The organism is Streptomyces cyanogenus (assembly GCF_017526105.1).
Classification (GTDB): Bacteria; Actinomycetota; Actinomycetes; order Streptomycetales; family Streptomycetaceae; genus Streptomyces; species Streptomyces cyanogenus.
Genome location: NZ_CP071839.1, coordinates 8284376 through 8305624, shown reverse-complemented (window position 1 = coordinate 8305624; position 21249 = coordinate 8284376). Strand labels below are relative to the sequence as shown.

The following is a 21249-nucleotide window of genomic DNA, read 5'->3' as shown; positions in this document are numbered from 1 at the left end:
GGCCCGTGGGGCACATCACACGAGCCCGGCAGCCCACTCCCCCTGCCCCTGGTCTCACGGATTCACGTGATGTGGCGGCCACGCCGCGCTGGCAGCGCTGGCGCGAGGTCCTCTCCCGCGCGTTCGGCGCCGTGGACATGGGCGTGCCCGACGAGGTCGAGTGCGGCGCGATCCGCGCGTCGCTGCTGGGTCCGGTGCAGGCCGTCGTGGTGGACGGCGGTCCGCTGCGGGCCCGGCGCACCCGGCGGCTCATCGCCCGCAGCGACAACACCGAGCGCCACCTGTTCGCCTCAGACCGGGGGCTGGACGGCGCCGGGGCGTCGGCGGAGGAGGCCGAGATGCATGTGACCCCCGACTCCGAGAGCTGCTGACGCCGCCGACCCGGCGAGCGCGAGGCTCGGCACCACACTGCCGAGGGTCACGCCGGTGCTGGTGAGGAGGTCGCGGCCGTCATTCCCAGCACCTGGCGCGGCAGGACCAGGGACTTGGTCCGCAAGCGCTCGGGGAAGCGTCAGCCGGACCGGCCGGGCCATGTCGTAGACGAAGAGCTGCCCCGGCTGGTTCTCGTGGGTTCCCTCGTCCGGTGCGGAGAGCCGGCCGGCGCGCGCGTCACCGACCTCGTCGTCGATCGGTTCGCCGTCCGTGTCCCGGTGAACAGCCCGGCCGGCCCTCACCAGCGCACCCCGGTGAAGTCGATCGGGCGCGGGCGCAGCAGTCGGGTGCGCTCCGCCAGGGCGTCCAGGCGCCGAGCCATCTCGTCGGCCGGCAGGCGGCGCCGGTCCCCGTGGCCCGGCAGGACCCACTCGAACCGCAGCCGCCCTGCCGTCCTGGCCAGGGACGCGGCGAGTTCCTCGATGGAGTACCAGGTCACGCTCTCGGCGACTTCCAGATCACTGGTCGTACGCGACCAGAAGAAGCTGTCGCCACTGAAGCAGTACCGGTCGTCGGCGAGATAGAGGACGCTGCCCCGGGTGTGCCCGGGCAGGGGGTGGACGGTGACGCCTTCGGCGATCTCCAGTGGTTCGAGCCCGCGGATCACCTGGTCGGCGTCCGGGGCGGCGTCCAGGTCGTCCTCGTGGATCCACAGCCGGGCGCCGAAGTGGTCGGCGTAGCGGCGGCCGTGTGCGGCGTGGTCGCGGTGGGTGAGCAGCACGTCGGTGACGGGGCCCGCGGCCGTGTAGCGCTCGGCCAGGTCGCGGCTCCAGCGGGGGGTGTCGATCATCATGCTGGTGCGGGAGGGGCGCAGCAGCAGGTAGGAGTTGGCGCCGGCGGTGTGGGGCGAGTTGTGCCCGCAGATCAGTACGCCGTCGTCCAGGGCCAGCGGGAACGGGTCGAGCGACTGGTCCGCCCGGCCGGTCACCGGCCGGATCGAGCGGGTGGGGCAGGCGAAGACGGCCGCGTGCAAGCGCCGGTTCTCCGCCTCGTCGGCCGGCGGGCGCAGGATGCGCGACTTCCCGTCGGCCTCGCCGATCAGTTCGGGTGCGAACTGCCGGGCCACATCGCAGTTCGTGCAGCGGTCGTCCACGTACCATCCGTCCACGGCCGGGCTCCTTCCACGGGGCGGCGGCCTCGGCGGAGGCCGCTCTTCCAGGGGTATCCCGCCGGCTGTCGAACCGGTAGGCCATGCCGACCTTGTTCTTCCGGCGCCGGGCCACTCTCAGCAGGGGATTCCCGGCAGGGAGCAAATCAGCCGAATCCGGGAGCCTTGGTGTCCTGGGCCGCGGTCAGGGCCGTACCTCGAAGCCGCCCCGCCCGTCGAACCGCACCTCGTGCACCGCGTCGAACCCGTCCGCCGCCGTCGGCATGCGCAGCCGCTTCAGGGTGGCCAGGACGCCGACGTCGGGGACCCGGTCGCGGCCCTCGCGTCCGGCGTTGCGCCGGAGGGAAGCCGCCGCGTCGGGCGGGAACCAGTAGGCCGTCACGGTCGCGCCATGGGCGTGGGCCGCCTCCACCAGCGGGCCCCACTCCTGCGGCGACGGGTTGGTGTTGTCGACGGCCACGGCCCGTCCGGCCGTCAGATGCTCCGCCAGCAGCCGCATCTGCCGGCGCTGCTTGTTCCGGGCAGCGCGGGGGAACAGGTCCTTGCTGACCAGCGCGTACCGGTCGGACAGGCACTGCGCGTAGAAGGAGGTCTTCCCGGAGGCCTGCAGCCCGACCAGCACCGCCACGTCCGGTTCTGTCGCCATACCCGCCACGATGGCACGCCCCGGCGGCCCGGCGAGCACCGCCGAGCGCTCAGCGTGCCCCCGCCACGGACGCCGTGTCCGGGACCCGGGCCCGTGGCGTGTGCCCTGCCGTGCGGGCCACGAGGAGTACGACGAGTCCGCAGCCGGCCACCAGGAGCCAGCCCGGGCGGGAGGCGTGGGCGAGTCCGGCCGGGCCGGTGTCCGCGACCAGACCGCCGGCGAGGGCGATACCGAGGGCCGCGCCGACCTGGCGTGCGGTGGACGTGATCGCACCCGCCACGCCGGCCCGGGCGGGCGGCAGCCCGCCCACCGCGGTGTTGGTGATCGGCGCGTTGGCGAAGCCGAACCCGATGCCGATGAGCAGGTAGGCGAACAGCAGCAGCGAGAGGCTGGTGTCCCGGCCGAGCCCGGCCAGACACAGGCCGCCTGCGGTGAGGAAGCCGCCCGCCAGGAGCAACGGCAGCCGCGGGCCGCGCCGGCCGACCAGCCGGCCCGACCACGGGGCGCAGACGGTCGCGCCGACCGCCATCGGCAGGGTCGCCGTCCCGGCGGCCAGGGGGCTGAATCCCCTGGTGTGCTGCAGGTAGAGGGTGTTGAGCAGCAGCGCCGCGTTCAGGGCGACGAACACGGCCACGGCGCCGAGGACCGCGCCGCTGAACACCGGGCCGCGGAAGAGCCGGGGGTCCATGAGCGGCTCGTCCCGGCGCAGTTCCAGCCACCCGAACCCCGCCGTGGCCGCGGCGGCGACCGCGTAGGCGACCAGCGCCGCCGGTGACGTCCAGCCGATGCGCGGCCCTTCGATGAGGACACCGACCCACATCCCGATCGTCACGGTCAGCAGCAGCTGCCCGGGAACGTCGGGTCGCCGCGTCTGCCGTGCCCGGGACTCGGGCACGAACACCGCGCTCAGCACGAGGGCGGCCACGATGACCGGGGCGTTGATCCAGAACAGCGACCGCCAGCCGAGTCCCGCGACGAGGGCGCCGCCGGTGACCGGCCCCGCCGCCATGCTGAGCCCGAACACCGAGGCCCACACGCCGATCGCCTGCGCCCGCTCCCGCGGATCCGGCATCGCGTTCACCACGATCGCGAGGGCGACCGGACTGAGCATGGAGGCGCCGATTCCCTGCACCGCGCGGGCCGCGACCAGCGCGCCCACCGACGGGGCCAGAGCGCAGGCCAGCGAGGCCACCCCGAAGACGGTCAGCCCCCACTGGAACACCCGCCGGCGCCCGAAGCGGTCCGCCAGCGCGCCGGAGGAGATCAGCAGACCCGCCAGGACGATGGTGTAGGCGTCCACGGTCCATTCGAGGCCGCGTGTCCCCACCCCCAGGCCGCGCCCGATCGAGGGCAGGCCGACGTTCACGATGGTGGTGTCCAGGCCGACCAGGAACATGCTGAGACAGCAGACGGCAAGCACCGTCCAGCGTCTGCGTCTGCTGAGCGCGGGGGGTGGGGCAAGGGGCATCGTCGGCACGGTCGTCGTCCGCCTCTCCGGTACGCAGGGTCGTGTACCGGGCCAGGCTCCGGCAGGAGGCCGCCGACCGGCCAGCTTCTTTGCCGAGACGGCAAACGACCCGAGGACCGGCCGTCGCGTCAGTCCGTGCCGCGCCTCCCCAGCAGGCCGGTGACCTGCGGCCGGACGAAGTCCCACGCGGCGGCGGGCAGTTCACCCAGGGCCGTGCCGCGCAGCGCGCCGAGGGTCGCTTCGGCGTCGGGCTCGCACAGGGTGGTGCCGCAGAGGACGTCGTAGCCGTCCCGTACGGCGACGCGCAGACGGTCGGGCGTCCCGTGCCCGGCGTGCACGGCCGAGGCCACGACGAGGGGCGGCGCTCCCCCCGCCTCACCGGGCAGCTTGCGGTACGCCGAGGCTGTCGGCGGGCGCCAGCGCAGGCTGAGCAGGACGGGACGCTTGGCGACCACCTCGGCCAGGTCCGCCTCGCGGACGCCGTCGGGTTCCAGGACCGTCGCCCGGGCGTCCAGGACGAGTGCGGCGGGCAGCAGGCAGCGCAGTGTGCTGCCGACGATGTTGCCGCCGACGGTCGCCGTGCGCCGCACCGCACCGGTGCCGACCGTGCCGGCGGCCAGCCGCAGGACGTCCGGCACCGTGGCGTCGATCCGGTGCAGGAGCACGGCGCCGCCCACGGTCTCCCGGCCCAGGACGTTGGCCTCCGGCAACTCACGGAGAGAGAAGGCCAGTTCGGGGAACCCGTCGCGCTGCCAGGTGGCCCACACGAGCGTCGCGCCGCCGATCGGCACGGCCCCCTCGGCCAGGCACTCCCGGGCTTCCGTCACGGACGTGGGCAGACGCAACAGCACGGCGGCCACCTGCCTTTCTGGGCTCGGACGACGGGCGGACGGTGGCGGCCGCCGCCCGCCGACAGCGCAGTCTTGCCCGCCGGGCGGGGGCGCGTACAGGGCTCACACGAGCATGCGACGCGCGCTCCACGGACGGCGGGCGGAGCCGGCTCGGCCGGCGGGCACGGTGGACTGCCCGGTGCCACCGGGGAGCCCGAGCGGCTCCGGCACCCACACGCCGTCCGGCCCGGCTCGTTCACCGTCGACCACGACGGGGCGGAACTGCGGGCACTCGGCCAGGCGGTGCACGCGTTCTCCGGTGACCGGCTGCCGGCCCCGGACGCCGTCAGGCCGGCCACAGCACGGGACCCGCCCGCCTGGAGTACGCGTGGGCGGCCCGCCGGCCTGCCGCCCTTAGTGTGGTCCTGTGACCGGTGAGACTGATCTGAGGACACTGCTGAGCGACATGCGCCCGGAACTGAACCCGGGCCGCTATGTCTTCACCACGGCCGAGGGCGGCGTCCCCTCCGGGGTGTCCCCGGTGGTCACGGTCGCCGAGCAGGAGGGCCTGACCCTCGTGGTGCCGCAGGCGGACGCGGACGCGGCCGGGATGGCGTACGACCATGTGGCCGGGTGGATCACCCTGCGCGTCCACTCCGCGCTGGACGCGGTGGGTCTGACCGCCGCGGTCGCCCGGGCTCTCGCAGATGCGGGCCTGAGCTGCAACGTCGTCGCGGGCTTCCACCACGACCACCTCTTCGTGCCGTACGAGCAGGCCGAGCAGGCGGTGGAGGTCCTGCGCCGGCTGGCGGCCGCGGAACGCTGAACCGGACGGGCGCTCGGTCGCGGCGCCCGCACGCACGGCGGATCCACTGCTTCCGCGGCCCCGCCGCCACCTGCCGACCGCCGCAGGCCGGTCGTCGGTCCCGGACGGGAAAAGTCCTGCCGGGCCGCGTGGCCCGGCAGGACTCGTCGGTCACACCGCGTGCGCTAGCCGCGGCGCCCGGCGGGATCGTGAGCGGTGCTGTCCCGCTCCTCGTCACCCCGGGCCGGTCCGGAACCTCCGGCGCCGGCGGCCGGCACCTCCGCCCGGTCCCCGTGGCCCGGCCACCAGGCCGCGTGGCCGATCAGGGCCGTGAGGCTCGGCGTGAAGAACATCGCCATGACGAACGCGGCCACCGCGATGCCGAAGGAGACCGCGAAGCCCATCTCCGAGAGCAGCGAGTTGCCCGCCAGCATCATGGTGGCGAAGGTCGCCGCCAGGATGAAGCCCGCCGCGGCCACGGTCGGCCCGGCGTGGCGGAGCGCCATGCCGGCCGCCTCGCGCGGCTCCCGGCCCTCGCGGGCCTCCTCCCGCAGCCGGGCGATCATGAGGATGTTGTAGTCGGTGCCGATCGCGACCACGAAGAGGTACATGATCACCGGCAGCATGAACATCAGACCCGAGTGGCCCTGCGCCTCCTGGAAGATCCACACGGTGGCACCGAGGGTGGCGCCGAAACCGAGGCCCACGGAGGCGATCAGGTACCAGGGGGCGACCACACTGCGCAACAGCAGGCCCAGGATGACCATGATCAGGAGGGCGGCGACGGGGAAGACCGTCCGGTAGTCGTGGTTGACCGCCGCGTCGATGTCCTTGTAGATCGAGGACATGCCGCCGACCAGCGCCTCGGTGCCGTCGGGCGCCGCGGAGTGCGCGACGTCGCGGACCCGGCCCACGGCGTCGATCGCCTTGTCCGTCGACGCCTCGTACTTGAGCGTGACGGTGAAGTCCGCGGTGGTGCCGTCCTTGTTCACCTGGGTCATGCGGGCGTTCGCCACGCCGTCCACGGCGCCGAGTTGCTTCGCGTACGCGTCGAAGGCGGACCGCTCCAGCGGCTTGCCGTCGGTGCTGGACAGGTAGACGTCGGTGGGTGCCGCGGCGCCCGCCGAGTACGCCTTCTGCATCTCGTCCTGGACGACCATCGACTCCTTGGTCTTGGGCATGGAGCCGGAGGCCAGGTCGAAGGTGGCCTTGTAGCCGAGGATGCCGGTCGACAGGGCGAGCAGGACGAGTCCGGACGCGACGGCGGTCAGCGCCGGGCGGCGCTGGACGCCCCGGCCGAGCGCGGCGAAGCGTGCGTTCTGCGGTTCCTTCTGCCAGGACTTCGAGGGCCAGAAGACCTTCGGTCCGATGAGCGAGACCACGGCGGGGATCAGCGTCAGGCCCGCGACCAGGGTGGCGCCGACCGCGATGGCGAGCGCCGGGCCCATCTGCTTCAGGAAGCCCAGCGTGGACAGCACCAGGGCGAGGAACGCGATGATGACCGCGCCCGCCGCCGAGGCGATGGCCTCGCCGACCCGGCCCACCGCGTTGATCATGGCCTGCTTGGGTTCGTCACCGGCCCGCAGGCTCTCGCGGTAACGGAATATCAGGAACAGGAAGTAGTCCGTGCCCACACCGAAGAGCACGACGATCAGGATGGAGGAGATGGAGCTGTTGGCCTCGAGGTCGAACAGCTTGGTGGCGTAGGCGATCAGACCGTTGGCCACGGCTGACACCAGACCGATGAGGATCAAGGGCAGTACGGCGAGGATCGGTGCCCGGAAGATGATCAGCAGCGTCACCAGGATGATGACGAAGGTACCGATACCGATCAACGCCTCGCCGCGCTTGGACGAGTCCTGCTGGTCCAGTGCCTGCGCGGCGGAGCCGCCGAGCTTGACGTCGAGATGCGTGCCCTTGGCCAGTTCCTTGGCCTCGTCACGCAACTCCTTCGCCGCGTCGGCCTGTTTGGGCTGACCGGCGTTCTTGCTGTCCATCTGCACCAGGGTCAGGGCGTACCTGCCGTCCTTGGACGGCTGGCCGGGGACGACCTTCTGCACCTGGTCGATGTGCTTCTTGCCCAGTTCGGTGGTGATCCGGGCGACGTCCTTCTGGTCGGCGGCGGTGAGCTTGCCGCCGTCGGTTCGCTGGTAGAGCGCGATGGCGGACGGGGTGAAGGCGCTGGGGAACGCCTTCTGCTGGAGATCCGCCGCCTTGATGGACTCGTAACTCTTGGGCAGGAAACTGCTCTCGTCACTGTTCGAGGGCAGGCTCGGAGCGGTGGCGACAATCGCCACCGCGGCGATCAGCCACGCCACTATCGTCCAAACGGGATGACGGACGACGGCGTTGCCTATTCGTCGGAACATGCGGACGGTCCTCCTGGGAAGGAAGATCACCGCAACCCGGGGAGCGGTCCCTGGCATCGGCGACCCGACCGGCCCGGGTCCAACGGGCCGGTCGAATGGTTGTCTTGTTCTCACATCCTAGTGACCGTGAACACGTGTTCTCGCACGAGACGCGCACGCCTGGAGCCAGAGAGCCGAACCAGCCAATTTTCCGGACAAAGCCGAGGCCAGACGGTGAACATGCCCCGAACCGGAGGCTGTTGGGCGGGAAACCGGCCGGTTGCGGACGGTCGCGGCGAAGAGCGTCTCGTCGTGCTCCCGGTCGGTCGGCGCGGCCTGTGGGCTTCCGGCGGGACGTGATCGTACGGACGACGGTGATGGCGTCATGGCCGCGAGCGCTCCCGGACGGGCGCCGGCCGTTCGCCGCCGGTTCGGCGGGGCATGACCCGCCGGTTCGGCAGGGTGTAAACCGTCTCAGCGGTTTGGTACGCGCCGACACGTACGCCTGTCACGCCGCGTCGGGAGGCGGCGGGAGAGGGGAAGCGTGTCAGCCGGGGACGCCGGCGAGGTCTGCCGACTTCTCGTGGACCTCGGCGATCACACGGGCACCCCGGTCGGGTGCGGTGTCCAGGCGGACGAGGACGGCCGGGGCGGCGATCGCGGGGAGCAGGTGGCCGTACAGTGCCGACATCCGTTCGTCCAGGTCGGCCCAGCCGGCCACCGCCTGCGAGACGAACTGCACGCCGATCCAGGCGCCGAGGAAGACCTGGGCGGTCTCCTCGGGCACGACGTGCGGGAGCACCTCGCCGCGCGCCTTGGCCTCCGTCAGGACGCACGAGGTCAGCCGGGCCCAGGCCGGCCAGGCGCTGCCGAGGACGTCGTGGCCCTGGAGGTCGGCCGAGAGCCGGACCCCGGCGAGCAGCACGGGTTCCTGGGGCAGTCGCTTGGCCAGGGTCATGCCCGCGTCCACCCACTCCTGGAGCTTGAGTTCCCGCGGGAGGTGGTATTCGGTCCGCATCTGCTCCTGGAGCACGCCGCGGGCGAGGGCCGCCTTGGAGTCGAAGTGGAAGTACAGGGCACCCTTGGTGACGCCGGCCCGGTTGAGGATCTCGGCGATGGTGGCAGCCGCGTAGCCGCGTTCGGCGAAGACGGCCGCGGCGGCCTCCAGAACAGCGCGTCGGGTCCGGACAGCTCGCTCCTGCTGAGCCATGGACCCTCCCCCAAGCTGAAAATTAAACCAAACAGCTCGTACCATACCGCACGCCTCTCAACCGGAAGGCGCGCCAGGGCGGTTGGCACATGCGCCTGGCATGCGGACGAGCACCGGCGTTAGGAGCGGGCCCCGCCGTGGTGCCGCAGGCCGGCGATCCGGTTGCGGCGGGACCGGCGGGCGGTGCGTCCGGGCGGGTGCTCATGGCGTCACAGGCCGCGGGACCAGCCCGCTCCGCGTGCTGCCGACATGCCCCGGCGAGCAGGTGTCGGACCGCGGTGCGGGGGCATCGGCGGTGTATGGACGCACGCTCATGGGCACTTCAGGGACGGTTCGGGGCGCGCCGGGCAGCGGACAGCACGGCCATGGCCGTAGCGGCCCGGGCGGGCTTCGCGGCACGCGGGCTGATCTACGTACTGGTGGCGGTCATCGCGCTGCAGATCGCCTTCAGCGGTGACGACGGCGGGCAGCAGGCCGACCGCGGTGGCGCGCTCGGTGAGCTGGCCGGCCGGCCGTTCGGGTCGGTGATGCTGTGGATCGTGGGCATCGGACTGGCCGGGATGGCGCTGTGGCGGCTGTCGGAGGCGGTGTTCGGCGGGCCGGGCCCCGACGGGTCCAAGCTCTCCCGGCGGGCGGCGGACCTGTTCCGTTTCGTCTTCTACTGTTTCGTGTCCTACTCGGTGCTCGCCTACGCGGCCGGGGACCGGGGCAGCGGCAGCGGCTCCTCCGACCGGCACACCGACGACGTCACCGCGCGGGTGCTCCAGTGGCCCGGCGGCCAGTGGCTCCTCGGTATCGCGGGCGCCGGAGTGGTGATCGCGGGTCTGTGGATCGCGGTGCGGGCCGTGCAGCGGACGTTCTGCAAGAACCTGCGGACCCACGCGATGTCCGCCAGGGCCCGCAAGGTCGTGGAGGCCTTCGGGGTGACCGGTGGTTCCGCCCGTGGCGTCGTCTTCGCCGCGGCCGGGGTGTTCGCCCTCGTCGCGGCCGTCCAGCACCAGCCGGGGAAGGCCAGGGGCATGGACGACACCCTGCGCGGGTTCCGGGACCTGCCGGCCGGGCCGTGGCTGCTCGCCCTGGTGGCGCTCGGCCTGGCCGCGTTCGGTGTCTTCTCCTGGTGCAACGCGCGCTGGCGCAAGGTCTGAGCCGGCGGGTCCCCGCGGTGCCGCTCAGGCGTCGGAGTCGGGCTTGTTCCGCGCCGCCGCGTACGCCTGGGCCGGGGTCATGGCGACGCCGTCGAGGCTGACCGTCTTGTAGGGGCTGACCTTGGCGCAGGTCTTGGCCTGGTCGGCGGTCGAGGCGTGGGCGCCTCCGACGGCGGCCTTGGTGTCGGCGGGCGCGGGCGAGGAGCTGCCGCCCGGGTAGCTGTTGCCGCTGGGCCAGTCGCCGCCGATCACGAGGGTCAGGCCCGCGCCGGTGCCCTGCTCCAGGTGCGAGGAGGGCAGGCCGAGCGCCTTGGCCACGGTCTGCGCCTCCGGCTTCCGGCCGGCGCCGTAGGTCAGGGTGGTGGTCGTCGCGGCACTCGGGGCGTTGGCCGTGGTCGTGCCCGGACTGAAGCCCTTGCCGGCGAGAGCGGCGGCGACGGCCGAGGCGCGGCCGGTGATCCTGGTGCCGTTCTCCACGGTCACCGTGATCCGCGCGGCGGGCACGGCGGAGGCGGTGGCCGTCGCCTTGGCGGTCGCCGAGGCCGCCGCCGACTTCTTGCCGGAGCCGGTGGTCAGGGGTTGGTCGTCGGCGATCGTGGAGAACAGACTCCGGGCGCCGGCGCCCACCACCACCCGGTCGCTGTCGGCCGGGTCGGGGGCCGTCTGCATGGTGGCGAAGGTGATCCGCTCGGTCGGGACCTTGTTCACGTCGTCCGCGAGCGCGATCAGCTTGTTCACGGAGCCCAGGCCGTCGTCCACGGTCAGGGCCTTGGTGGCGGCGTCGGCGAGGTCGTAGACCGCGGTGGGGTCGGTGAGCGTGCCCGCGCTCTTGAACTTGCGGATCATCGCGCTGAGGAAGATGTGCTGCGAGATCGTACGGCCGAGGTCGCTGCCGTCGCCGAAGCCGTGCCGGGACCGTACGAACTCCAGGGCCGCGACGCCCTTGAGCGTGTGGGTGCCCTTGGAGAGCTTCAGATGGGAGTAGGTGTCGTAGACGTCGTCGCTGACACACACCGAGACGCCGCCGACCGCGTCGGACATCTTCACCACGCCGGAGAAGTCGAGCTTGACGAAGTGGTCGATGGGTATGCCGGTGAGCCGGTGGACCGTGGCCACCTGGCAGGCGGGGCCGTACTGGAGCGCGCTGTTGATCTGGCCGTAGTAGCCGGCGGTGGACTGGCCGGACTCACTGTCCTTGCAGGCCGGGACCTCGGTCATGGTGTCGCGGGGGATGCTCATCACGGTGGCGTTGGAGCGGTCGGCGGATATGTGCAGCACCATCTGCACGTCCGCGTTGCTGCCGGTCTGCACGCCGGTCTTCGCGCAGCCGCCGCCGAGTTTGCAGTCCTTCGCACTGGTGCGGCCGTCCGAGCCCATGACGAGGATGTTGATGGGTGTGCGGCCGAAGGCGTCGGCCTTCTCCGTGCCGCCCTTGCCGTCCAGCGAGACGCTGTGGATGTTGCCGTTCAGGTGCTGGTAGAACCACCAGCCCGCACCGGCGGTGACCACGATGAGGACGGACAGGCAGATCCCGGTGATCTTCAGGAACCGCCTGCCGCGGCCCGCCGGGCGGCGCCGGGACCGTGGGCCGCCGCGCGCACGCGAGGCGGACCGGCCGCCCGGCGGACGCGTGCCGTCCGGCTCGGCCCCGCGCTGCCCGGGAACCGGCGTGCCGCGGCTGCGCGTGGCCTGGCCGGCCGGCCCGTCCCACGGGTCGCTCATGTCCCACTCCCCTGAACGGTCGCAGCAGCGCTCGATTGCGTAGTTGCGCAATCTAGCAAACACGTGTCCGAACAGCGCAGACGTACAGCCGATTCACAGACGTCCCGCTCGGCACGCCGCGCACGCCCGGAGCGAGCCGGGAAGCGGGAGTCCATGTGCCGATGCTGTGAGCGGGGGTCGGCCGGGAACGGAGCGCGGGGGGAGGAGCGGGCCGTGCCGTCCGCCGCTCGGCACGGCCGGTCGGTGGCTCCCGGTGGGGCCGGGAGCCACGGGTCACCTCCCGGTGCTCCGACGGCGTACGGCCGCCAGCACGAGGCCGCCCAGGGCCGTCGCGCCCACCGCGCCGGCGGCCAGGAGCGGCATGCCGTCGCTGCCGGTGCTCGCGAGGGTGCCGCCGGTCGCGGTGCCGGAACCGGAGGTCGTGGAGCCGGTGACCGCCGGCCCCGAGGTGCCCGTCGTACCGGACGTGCCACCGGACGTGTCCGTCGAACCGCTGGTGCCGCTCGTACCGCTCGTGCCCGTGGTGCCGGTCGTGCCCGTCGTGCCGGAGCCGCCCGTCGACTGGCCGTGCGGGTCGCCGCCGCCCGTGCCGGAGCCGCCGGTGGTGGTTCCGCCGGCGGTGCTGGTGCCGGGGTCCTCGCCGCCGGTGACGTCGACGGCGAGGTAGGCGGTGTCGTTGGCCGGGTTCTTGTCGAACGCGGGGTGGATGCCGTACACCGAGCCGGCCGTCACCCGGCCCTTGGTGTTCCGTGCCGTCTTCCCGATCTCCAGCACGAAGGTGTAGTCGAGGGACTGGTCGACGTCGATGGTGTGGTCGGCGGGCAGGCAGACGTACCGCGCGTGCCCCGGCTCCGAGGGGCCGGTCGGCCCGTCGACGCCGAACGGCTCGCAGTCCTCGGGCACCGCCTTGGCGACGGTGCCCTCCGGGATGCGCACCATCAGGGCGGGCTGGTCGTCGCTCTCCTCGTTGCGGATCCAGCCGGGGCCGTTGTTGCGCAGCGTCGCGGTGACGGTGACCCGGCTCCCGGGCGCGCCCTCGACCAGGTCTCCCTCCGCCGCCAGGTCGGCGGTGCTGTCCGCGGTCAGGGCCAGCCGCCGGTAGCTGTCGCCGAAGCCCTCCCCGGGCGTCTCGCCGGTGCGGCCCGTGCCGTACTCGACGGCCTCCATCAGCGCCTGCGGCAGGGCCTTGAACCGTACGGACGTGGTGATCGAGGCACCGGGCTCGACGACCGTGTCCAGCTCGCACAGCGCCTGGCGGACGTGGTCCGCGAGGGTCGAGTAGGTGCAGCCCTTGGCCTGGTCCGGGAAGTCCAGGCCGCGGGTCAGCCGGATCCGGAAGGTGACGTGGGCCGCGGGCGCCGTGCCCTTGTTGGTGACGGTGACGGGGTGGTCGTAGATCTCGCCCGGCTTGGGAGAGGCGGTCGGGAGGGTGGAGATCACCAGGTCGGGGGCTGCGACTTCCTCGGCGTGCGCCACGGGGACGGCGAGGGCGGGGACGCCGATGCCGATCGCTGCGGCGGCCACGGCCGCCGCCGTGGAACGGAGGGGTGAGCGCACGGTGAATCTCCTCTTCGGTACGCACAGGGGCATGCACATCGGCACGCCACACGCCGGCGGCCGGGCACGGTACGGCCCGGCCGTCATGTACTGGACACACGAGAGGCGTGAGAGGTTGCAGGGAATCCACCGGCTGTCGCGGGAGCGCGGAAGGGCAACCGGCATCCTCCGCGTGATCCTGGGCAGCCTCCCGGATGAGGAAAGCTCTGGGCAAGGATCGGGTGAGCGTGAACGTGGACGAGGATCACGTGGCAGACACGGCAGACACGGCAGGCACCAACGAACCGGCAGAACCGGACGGGCTGTCGGTCACCCGGTCGGTCGTCGACGGTGTCACCGTCGTCACGGTGACCGGCGAGGTCGACCACCACACCTCCGGTACGCTCCGCCAGGCCCTCACCCCCGCGGACCCCGACGGGGCGCGCACCGTGGCGGATCTGAGCGGCGTGCCGTTCATGGACTCCAGCGGCATCAACGTGCTCATCGCCGGCCACCAGGCCCACGGCCCCACGGGTTGGCTACGGCTGGCATGCGTACGGCGGCCCGTCCTGCGCACCCTGGAGATCGTCGGCCTCACCCCCCTCCTCCCCTGCTACCCCACCGTCCGCGACGCCCTGGAAGGCTGACGGGCCCTTCCGGGTCCCCCCCTCGCCCCTGTCGGGGGCCGTGTCAGCACTGCGGGCGTCGCCCGTGGTTGGCCGCGTGCTTGCGCCGCCCCTTCTTCTTCCGGCGTCGCTTCGAGGACATGGGTACCTCCTGACGGCAGTGAGCGGAGCACGATCGGCTCCGCCCGGGGACATAAGCACGATATCCCTGTATTCCCGGCCGATCCACCGGAGCCGGGCGCCGGGCACCACACGGTTATGATGCGAAATGCCGGACTTGCTGCCCTTCATCCGGCTGCCCGTTCGCGCGCAGAGGAGCAGACACCATGACCGGTGATCCGGAGCCGCTCAGCACACAGGCCCGTCGGGCCCTGGAACAGGAGCTGGCGGACCTCCAGGCCGAGCGCCGGCTGGTCGCCGGCACGCTCCGGGACGCCACCTCCGTGGGCGATCAGGCCGACCAGGCCGACGAGTTGCGGCGCGCCGACCAGCTGGAGCGCCTGGACCGTCGTATCGAGGACATCACCGTACGGCTGCGCCAGGCGGCGGACGCCGGGCCCGCCCCCACCGACGTGGTCGGCGTGGGAAGCACGGTCAGCGTGCGCTTCTCCGACGGCGCGACGGAGACGCTGCAGATCGGCGAGGTCGCCGAGGCGCTGGACCAGTCGCTGGTCACCGCCGACAGCCCGCTCGGGCGCGCGCTGCTCGGACGCCGGCCCGGGGACACCGTGCACTACGACACCCCGGACGGACCGGCGACGGCGGTCGTCGTGTCGATCGGGGAGTGACCGGGGCCCCCGCCCCTGCGTCGGCCCTCAGGAGGGTTGTCCGGACTCCCCGCGCCGCACCGAGCAGTGCAGCGAGTCCTCCCGGACGTCGGCGACGATGGTGTCGCCGGGCTCGGCGTCGCCGCTCAGCAGGATGGTGGCGATGCGGTTGTCGAGTTCGGCCTGGATCGTGCGGCGCAGCGGGCGGGCACCGAACTCCGGTTGGTAACCGTGGGCGATCAGCAGCTTCTTGGCCGCCTCCGTGACCTCCAGACCCATGCCCTGGGCGCGCACCTTGCGCCTGCTCTGGTCCAGCAGGTGGTCCAGGATCCGCCCCAGGTCGTCCTCGGTCAGGCCGTGGAAGATGATGATGTCGTCGATCCGGTTGAGGAACTCGGGCAGGAACCGGGTGCGCAGGTCGTCCATCAACTCGCCCTTGAGTTCCGAGACATCGCCCTTGTGTTCCAGGATCCGGTGCGCACCGATGTTGGACGTCATGATGACGACGCAGTGCCGGAAGTCGACGGTGCGGCCCTGCGCGTCCGTCAGCCGTCCGTCGTCCAGGATCTGCAGCAGCGTGTTGAAGACGTCGGGGTGGGCCTTCTCCACCTCGTCGAACAGCACCACGCTGTAGGGCCGGCGGCGCACCTTCTCGGTGAGCTGGCCCGCCTCCTCGTAGCCGACGTATCCGGGAGGCGCGCCGACCAGCCGGGCGACGGTGTGCTTCTCCTGGAACTCGCTCATGTCGAACCGGACCATGCGGTCCTCCTCGCCGAACAGCAGGAGGGCGAGGGTCTTGGCGAGTTCGGTCTTGCCGACACCCGTCGGGCCGAGGAACAGGAAGGACCCCACGGGGCGGTTCGGGTCTCCCATGCCGGCCCGGTTGCGGCGTACGGCCTGGGAGACCGCCGTGACCGCCTCGTCCTGGCCGACGATCCTCGCGTGCATCTCCTCCTCCAGCCGCAGCAGCTTCTCCTTCTCGCCGGCGGTGAGTTGCGAGACGGGGATCCCTGTGCGGCGGGAGATGACGTCGGCGATGTCGGAGGCGGTGACGGAGACGACGCCCTCGCGGCGCTCCTCGATGCCGGCGAGTTCGCCCTCCGCCTCGGCGATCTGCCGCTTGAGGTCCGATGCCTTCTCGAAGTCCTCGGCGGAGACGGCCTGTTCGAGTTCCCGCCGCAGTTTGGCGATACGGTCCTCGCGGCTGACGATCTCGGTGGAGCGTCCGGCGCTGCGCAGCCGCACCCGGGCGCCGGCCTGGTCCATCACGTCGATCGCCTTGTCGGGCAGGAAGCGGTCGCTGATGTAGCGGTCGGATAGTTCGGCGGCGGCGACCAGCGCCGCGTCGTCGAAGCGGACCTGATGGTGGGCCTCGTACGAGTCGCGCAGACCTTCCAGGATCTGGATCGTCTCCTCGACGGTGGGCTCCGGGACCATCACCGGCTGGAACCGGCGCTCGAGCGCGGCGTCCTTCTCCACGTACTTGCGGTACTCGTCGATGGTCGTGGCGCCCACGACGTGCAGTTCCCCGCGCGCGAGGGCGGGCTTGAGCATGTTGCCCGCGTCCATGGAGCCCTCGCCGGTGGCGCCGGCGCCGACGACCGTGTGCAGTTCGTCGATGAACAGGATGATGTCGCCGCCGGCCGCCTGGACGTCCTCGATGACCTTCTTCAGCCGCTCCTCGAACTGGCCCCGGTACTGCGCGCCCGCCACCATGCCCGACAGGTCCAGGGAGACGACCCGCTTGTCCTTCAGAGCGGCGGGGACCTCCTCCGCCACGATGCGCTGGGCGAGTCCCTCCACGATGGCGGTCTTGCCGACGCCGGGTTCACCGATCAGCACCGGGTTGTTCTTGGACCGCCGGGAGAGGATCTCGACGGTCTGCTCGATCTCCTCGGCCCGCCCGACCACCGGGTCGAGCTTGCCGGCCCGCGCCTCCTCCGTCAGGTCGCGGCCGTACTCGTCCAGGGTCGTGGCCGGCTTCTTCCCTTCGGCCGGGGCTCCCTCGGCCCGCGCCGCCGTCTGTTCGGTCAGGCCCGCCAGGCGCCCGGTGTCCACGCCCTCCGCCCTCAGCATCCGGGCGGCACCGGTGTCGCGGTCGCCGAGCAGGGCGCTCAGAATGTGCTCGGGACCGATGTAGGAGACGCCGGCCGCCTGCGACTGGGCATAGGCGGCGCGGAGCGTGCGCTTGGCCGCCGGGGTCAGGCCCGGTTGCGCGGACGGCTCGACGGACTCGCGCGGCAGGACCTCGGCCAGCTCGGCGGCGACCGTGTCGGGGTCCACGCCCACCTGGGCGAGCAGCCTGCGCGACGGGGCGACCTGGGTGGCCGCCCAGAGCAGGTGCTCGGTATCGAGGTCGGAGGTGCCGTCCTCGGCGGCCCGCCTCGCGGCGAGGTTCAGCAGTTCCTGCGACGACTCCGTCAGCAGCCGTCCGATGGGTACGCGCTGCACCGCGGGGGGCGAGGACGCCGGCGACATACCGAAAAATCGGTTCAGCATGTCACTGAACGGATCCGACGAACCGAACGGTCCACCGAACGACATCGACATGACGGCTCCTGGCGCGCGAGGGGGCAGAAATCCGGGGACGGGAGTCTGCGAGGGGCAGCGATTCGGGGGCGGGTCTGCGAGGGGGGCAGCGAGCGATTCGGGGACCGGGGTTTGCAAGGGGGCCGTAATCACTGAAACCCCGTGCGGACGGCACCGCAAGCGGAGGCTTCCGGTTCCACCGGAGGGGCAGCCGGGCTCTAGCCTGGTGGGATGCATCATGAGGTGACCGACGACGACACCGCGGTGCGGCTGGGCAGCGGTGACGTGCCGGTGCTCGCGACACCCCGGCTGATCGCGTGGATGGAGGCGGCGACCGTGCGGGCCGCGGTGCCGTTCCTGGGTCCGGGCCAGACGAGCGTGGGTACGGCGGTGCGCGTCGAGCACCTGCGGGCCACGCGGGTGGGCGGGCAGGTCGAGGTGACCGCCGAGCCCGCGTCCGCCCCGGCGGGCCGGCGTCTGTCTTTCGCGGTGCGGGCCGTCGACGGCTCGGGGCGGGTGGTCGCAACGGGCGAGATCGAGCGGGCGGTCGTCGACCGGCGGCGGTTCCTCGCGGCGCCGCCCGATGCGGGGGCGGACGGCTGAGCGGGGTGGGTGGTCGCCGGTTCACAGGGGGTTGGTCGGGTGACCGGTTCACTTGGGTGCTCACAGTTCACCGCGGGAGTGGTCGCTGACCGGCATCTTGCGGGGAGGCGTTCACGCGCGCGTGGCCGTACCGGCGAGTTCACACCAGGGCGCTCAAGCGGTCGGTTCACACAGGAACGCTAAAGCGGTCGGTTCACACTGGCGTACTCAGACAGGGATGTTCACACGCGCGAAGCCACGCGCGAGCCCAGACGGGGGTCCAGCCGCACTTGGCGGTGCGGGCGGTTCACACCGGCATGGTCGACGGACGTGTTCACACCTGGCTGGCCGTTCCGGCGTGTTCACAAGGGGTGGGTCACGCCTTAATGTTCACACAGGTCGGCCGCGCCCGCGCGTTCACACGGGGCCGACCACGCCCGCATGTTCACACGGGACCGGTCACACCCGCGTGTTCACACCGGTGTGTGCCCCTGCAGGTAAGCGCGCACCGTGTCCGGCAACGGCGTGCCGGCGGTCTCCTCGATCGGCGCCCAGCGCAGTCGGTCCGGAGTGAAACGACCCCCGGACGACGGTGACTCGCTCAGCAGTTGGCAGACCACGGCCGTCTCCCCCGTCGCCTCCCGCGGCTCCAGCGGCTCGGTGCCGTCGACGAGGTATCCGGTGACCTCGTAAACGATCCGCGCCGCGGCGGCCCGGGCGGACTCGGCCGGTTCCGTGGTGCCCGCGGGCAGTCCCCAGCCGTCTCCCTCCGGCACCAGCAGCACCCGCCCGTCGTACAGGACGACCGCCCGCACCACACCCCCGGCCTGATCCACCGTCATACTGCTCCCCCTCCCAGGCACTCCTTGCCTACCCAGGGGTGGGCGGGTGATGCGCCGCGGGCCTCAGTACAGCACCGGCAGGTCCCCGGGCCGTACCCGCACGGTGACCGGGAGCGTGGCCTCCACCTCGCCGTCGGCGCCGTAGGGGACGGGCCGGTCCGCCTCGATGCGCAGTTCCCGGCCGCGCAGGACGCGTACTTCTGGGCGGCGGACGTGGGCGCCGGTCTTCAGCTCGTTCATCAGGGTGAAGAACAGCCGGCGCGGGGCCTCGCGGATCAGCACGATGTCCAGCAGCCCGTCGTCGACGCGCGCGCCGGGTGCGATGTGCCGGCCGGAGCCGTAGTAGGGGGAGTTGGCCGCGACGACGGTGTAGCCCCGGTGGAGGTGCTCCTCGCCGTCGACGGTGACCCGGTAGTCGGCCGGCCGCCAGGTGGTGACGGCCCGCAGGCCGCCCGCGTAGTAGGAGGCGGCGCCACGCAGCAGCCGGGCGTTGTTGGCGTGCCGGTTGGCCTCCGCGTCGACGCCGGCGTACACGCTGCCCAGGACCACCGTGCGCGGGTGGACGGCCGACTCCACCTCGATGGTGTCGACCGGCCGGGGTTCGGCGTGCAGCAGGATGCCGGCGAGGGCTTCCGGGTCGGCGGGCAGATGGAGCGCGCGGGCGAAGTCGTTGCCGCGTCCGGCGGGTACCAGGCCCAGCACGGTTCCGGTGCCGCTGAGCGCGCCGCCGATGCCGCCCGCGATGCCGTCGCCGCCCACGGCCAGGACGATCCGGCCGCGCTCGCCGGCCGCGCGGGCGATGTCCTGGGCGTGGGCGAGGCTCTGGCTGTACTGGGTCTCCAGTTCGGCGCCGGCCGCGCGGAGCAGCCGGGCCAGCTGGAGCAGCGTCGCCGCTCCGGTGGAGCCGCCCGCGGTGGGGTTGACGACGGCGGTGAACTGGCGCATCGGTGGGCCTCCGAGGCAGGCGGTCGGATCGGGTGGGGTCAGTCGGTGGGCAGCAGGACGCCGGGGTTGAGCAGCCCCTCGGGGTCCAGGCGGCGCTTGACGGCGCGCAGGGCCGAGACGCCGAGCGGGCCGGCCTCGCGGACGTACCAGTCGCGGTGGTCGGTGCCGACCCCGTGGTGGTGGGAGATGGTGCCGCCGGCCGCGAGCACGGCCTCGTTGGCCGCGTGCTTGGCGGGCGTCCAGTGCGCCACCGGGTCCTCGCCCTGGGCACTGACGACGGTGAAGTACAGGGAGGCGCCGTTCTCGTACACGTGGGAGATGTGGCACATCACCAGGGGCGGGGTGCCGGCCCGGGTGAGGGTGTCGGTCAGGGCGGTGCGGACGCCCTCGTACAACTCGGGGACGCGGGACCAGAAGGCCGCGGTCTCCAGCGTCTCGGCGAAGGCGCCGACGTCGAGCAGGGCGTCGCGCAGGTACGGCGCGGAGTAGCGGCCGTGCGCCCAGCGTTCGCCCGGTTCGGCGCCGGCCGAGGTGCCGCCGCAGTCCGTCAGGACGGCCGCCGCCCGCTCGCGGCGGTAGGCGGTGTCCTCGGCCGTCCCCTCGTACCCGGCGATCGCCAGGCAGCCCGCGCCGCCCTGGGCCGGGTCGGCGCCGATGGCGTCGGGCTGGGCGAGGCCGATGAGCGTCTCGGTCTCGTCGGACAGGCGCAGCACGGTCGGCCGGGGTCCGTCCTGGGCGAGCCGGCGCAGCGCGGCGGCGCCCTCCTCGAAGGAGCCGAACCGCCAGCCCTCGTACACCCGCACCTCGGGCAGCGGGCGGATCCGTACGGTGACGGAGGTGATGACGCCGAAGGCGCCCTCGGAGCCCAGGATCAGCTGGCGCAGGTCGGGTCCGGCGGCGGAGCGGGGGGCGCGGCCGGTCTCGATGGTGCCCTCGGGGGTGGCGAGGGTCAGTCCGAGCACCATCTCGTCGAAGCGGCCGTACCCCGCGGACGCCTGGCCGCTGGAGCGGGCCGCCGCGAAGCCGCCGATGGTGGCCCATTCGAAGGACTGCGGGAAGTGGCCGAGGGTGAAGCCGTGTCCGGCGAGCAGGGCTTCGGCCTCGGGGGCGCGCAGGCCGGGCTGGAGGACGGCGGTGCGGGAGACGGGGTCCAGGTCGAGCAGGCGGTTCATGCGGCGCAGGTCCAGGGCGATGAACGCGCTGCGCTGCGGGGCCAGTCCGCCCACCACCGAGGTGCCGCCGCCGAAGGGCACGACGGCGAGGCCGTGTGCGGCGCAGGCGCCGAGGACGGCGAGGACCTCGTCGTGGGTGGCGGGCAGCACGACGGCCTGCGGGACGTCGGTGACGTCGCCGGCGCGGATGCGCAGCAGGTCGGGGGTGGACTTGCCGCGGGTGTGCCGGACACGGCTCTCCGCGTCCGTGCGCACGTGTTCGTCGCCGACGGCTGCGGCGAGGGCGCGCAGGGCGGCGGGGGCGGCCGTGGGGGCGGGCGGGCGGATGTCCTCCAGGCCGGGGGCGGGGGTGCTGCGCGGCTTGACGCCGAGCAGGTCGCGCAGCAGCCCGGTCACCGCCTCGGGCAGCGGCGCCGCCTTGGCCGGGTCGCCCCAGCCGTTCCACAGCATGTCCATTGAACGGTCGTCCTCACAGGTCGGTGTGCTGGTCGGGGTGCTCGGTCCGCGCGGCTCGGCTGCCGTCTCCGGGCCGGGCC

At 72.8% G+C, this 21249-nt stretch carries 19 protein-coding genes; 6 read left to right on the top strand and 13 right to left on the bottom strand.

The window, feature by feature from the left end:
* Positions 1-71: 71 nt before the first annotated feature.
* Positions 72-371, top strand: coding sequence for a DUF5709 domain-containing protein (locus S1361_RS36660; protein WP_208036982.1), 300 nt, complete (start codon positions 72-74; stop codon positions 369-371).
* A 299-nt stretch (positions 372-670) separates the two neighbouring features.
* Here S1361_RS36660 and S1361_RS36655 read toward each other — a convergent pair whose 3' ends face one another.
* The 4 genes from S1361_RS36655 to S1361_RS36640 all read right to left on the bottom strand — a co-directional run bounded on the left by S1361_RS36655 (position 671) and on the right by S1361_RS36640 (position 4505).
* Positions 671-1540 carry a 4Fe-4S domain-containing protein gene (locus S1361_RS36655; RefSeq protein ID WP_208036125.1) on the bottom strand — a complete coding sequence of 290 codons (870 nt, stop codon included), beginning with the start codon at positions 1538-1540 and terminating at the stop codon, positions 671-673.
* 184 nt (positions 1541-1724) lie between these two features.
* Positions 1725-2186 (bottom strand): ATP-binding protein, encoded by a 462-nt coding sequence (locus tag S1361_RS36650; protein WP_208036124.1) that lies wholly within the window; start codon positions 2184-2186, stop codon positions 1725-1727.
* A 49-nt stretch (positions 2187-2235) separates the two neighbouring features.
* Positions 2236-3582 (bottom strand): MFS transporter, encoded by a 1347-nt coding sequence (locus S1361_RS36645; RefSeq protein ID WP_243769433.1) that lies wholly within the window; start codon positions 3580-3582, stop codon positions 2236-2238.
* 200 nt (positions 3583-3782) lie between these two features.
* Positions 3783-4505 carry an FAD binding domain-containing protein gene (locus S1361_RS36640; protein WP_208036122.1) on the bottom strand — a complete coding sequence of 241 codons (723 nt, stop codon included), beginning with the start codon at positions 4503-4505 and terminating at the stop codon, positions 3783-3785.
* Between the two features lie 406 nt (positions 4506-4911).
* On the opposite strand from S1361_RS36640, the gene S1361_RS36635 reads away from it, so the two are divergent.
* Positions 4912-5310 carry an ACT domain-containing protein gene (locus tag S1361_RS36635; RefSeq protein WP_208036121.1) on the top strand — a complete coding sequence of 133 codons (399 nt, stop codon included), beginning with the start codon at positions 4912-4914 and terminating at the stop codon, positions 5308-5310.
* Positions 5311-5474: 164 nt separating this feature from the next.
* Here S1361_RS36635 and S1361_RS36630 read toward each other — a convergent pair whose 3' ends face one another.
* Positions 5475-7658 (bottom strand): MMPL family transporter, encoded by a 2184-nt coding sequence (locus tag S1361_RS36630; RefSeq protein WP_208036120.1) that lies wholly within the window; start codon positions 7656-7658, stop codon positions 5475-5477.
* Between the two features lie 526 nt (positions 7659-8184).
* Positions 8185-8847, bottom strand: coding sequence for a ScbR family autoregulator-binding transcription factor (locus S1361_RS36625; RefSeq protein ID WP_208036119.1), 663 nt, complete (start codon positions 8845-8847; stop codon positions 8185-8187).
* 365 nt (positions 8848-9212) lie between these two features.
* On the opposite strand from S1361_RS36625, the gene S1361_RS36620 reads away from it, so the two are divergent.
* Positions 9213-9992, top strand: a complete 780-nt coding sequence (locus S1361_RS36620) for a DUF1206 domain-containing protein (RefSeq protein WP_243769432.1) — start codon at positions 9213-9215, stop codon at positions 9990-9992.
* Positions 9993-10016: 24 nt separating this feature from the next.
* Here the strand turns inward: S1361_RS36620 and S1361_RS36615 are convergent, their stop codons facing one another.
* Both S1361_RS36615 and S1361_RS36610 read right to left on the bottom strand, forming a co-directional pair.
* Entirely contained in the window at positions 10017-11714 is a 1698-nt protein-coding gene (locus S1361_RS36615; RefSeq protein ID WP_208036117.1) for an LCP family protein, read from the bottom strand.
* A gap of 273 nt (positions 11715-11987) precedes the next feature.
* Positions 11988-13271, bottom strand: a complete 1284-nt coding sequence (locus S1361_RS36610; protein WP_243769431.1) for a COG1361 family protein — start codon at positions 13269-13271, stop codon at positions 11988-11990.
* 248 nt (positions 13272-13519) lie between these two features.
* Here S1361_RS36610 and S1361_RS36605 point away from each other — a divergent pair, with 248 nt between their 5' ends.
* Positions 13520-13897, top strand: a complete 378-nt coding sequence (locus tag S1361_RS36605; protein WP_425087872.1) for an STAS domain-containing protein — start codon at positions 13520-13522, stop codon at positions 13895-13897.
* A gap of 43 nt (positions 13898-13940) precedes the next feature.
* Here the strand turns inward: S1361_RS36605 and S1361_RS40510 are convergent, their stop codons facing one another.
* Positions 13941-14018, bottom strand: a complete 78-nt coding sequence (locus tag S1361_RS40510) for a 50S ribosomal protein bL37 (RefSeq protein WP_465560540.1) — start codon at positions 14016-14018, stop codon at positions 13941-13943.
* A 184-nt stretch (positions 14019-14202) separates the two neighbouring features.
* Here S1361_RS40510 and S1361_RS36600 point away from each other — a divergent pair, with 184 nt between their 5' ends.
* Entirely contained in the window at positions 14203-14664 is a 462-nt protein-coding gene (locus S1361_RS36600; RefSeq protein WP_208036116.1) for a GreA/GreB family elongation factor, read from the top strand.
* Between the two features lie 27 nt (positions 14665-14691).
* Here the strand turns inward: S1361_RS36600 and S1361_RS36595 are convergent, their stop codons facing one another.
* Positions 14692-17193, bottom strand: a complete 2502-nt coding sequence (locus tag S1361_RS36595; protein WP_208036115.1) for an ATP-dependent Clp protease ATP-binding subunit — start codon at positions 17191-17193, stop codon at positions 14692-14694.
* Positions 17194-17403: 210 nt separating this feature from the next.
* Here S1361_RS36595 and S1361_RS36590 point away from each other — a divergent pair, with 210 nt between their 5' ends.
* A complete protein-coding gene (locus S1361_RS36590) occupies positions 17404-17775 on the top strand; it encodes a thioesterase family protein (protein ID WP_208036114.1) in 372 nt (123 codons plus the stop codon).
* A gap of 452 nt (positions 17776-18227) precedes the next feature.
* Here S1361_RS36590 and S1361_RS36585 read toward each other — a convergent pair whose 3' ends face one another.
* The 3 genes from S1361_RS36585 to S1361_RS36575 all read right to left on the bottom strand — a co-directional run bounded on the left by S1361_RS36585 (position 18228) and on the right by S1361_RS36575 (position 21169).
* Positions 18228-18596 (bottom strand): NUDIX domain-containing protein, encoded by a 369-nt coding sequence (locus tag S1361_RS36585; protein WP_208036113.1) that lies wholly within the window; start codon positions 18594-18596, stop codon positions 18228-18230.
* A gap of 63 nt (positions 18597-18659) precedes the next feature.
* Positions 18660-19541, bottom strand: coding sequence for a YegS/Rv2252/BmrU family lipid kinase (locus tag S1361_RS36580; RefSeq protein ID WP_208036112.1), 882 nt, complete (start codon positions 19539-19541; stop codon positions 18660-18662).
* A 38-nt stretch (positions 19542-19579) separates the two neighbouring features.
* Entirely contained in the window at positions 19580-21169 is a 1590-nt protein-coding gene (locus tag S1361_RS36575; RefSeq protein WP_208036111.1) for an FAD-binding oxidoreductase, read from the bottom strand.
* Positions 21170-21249 lie beyond the last annotated feature (80 nt).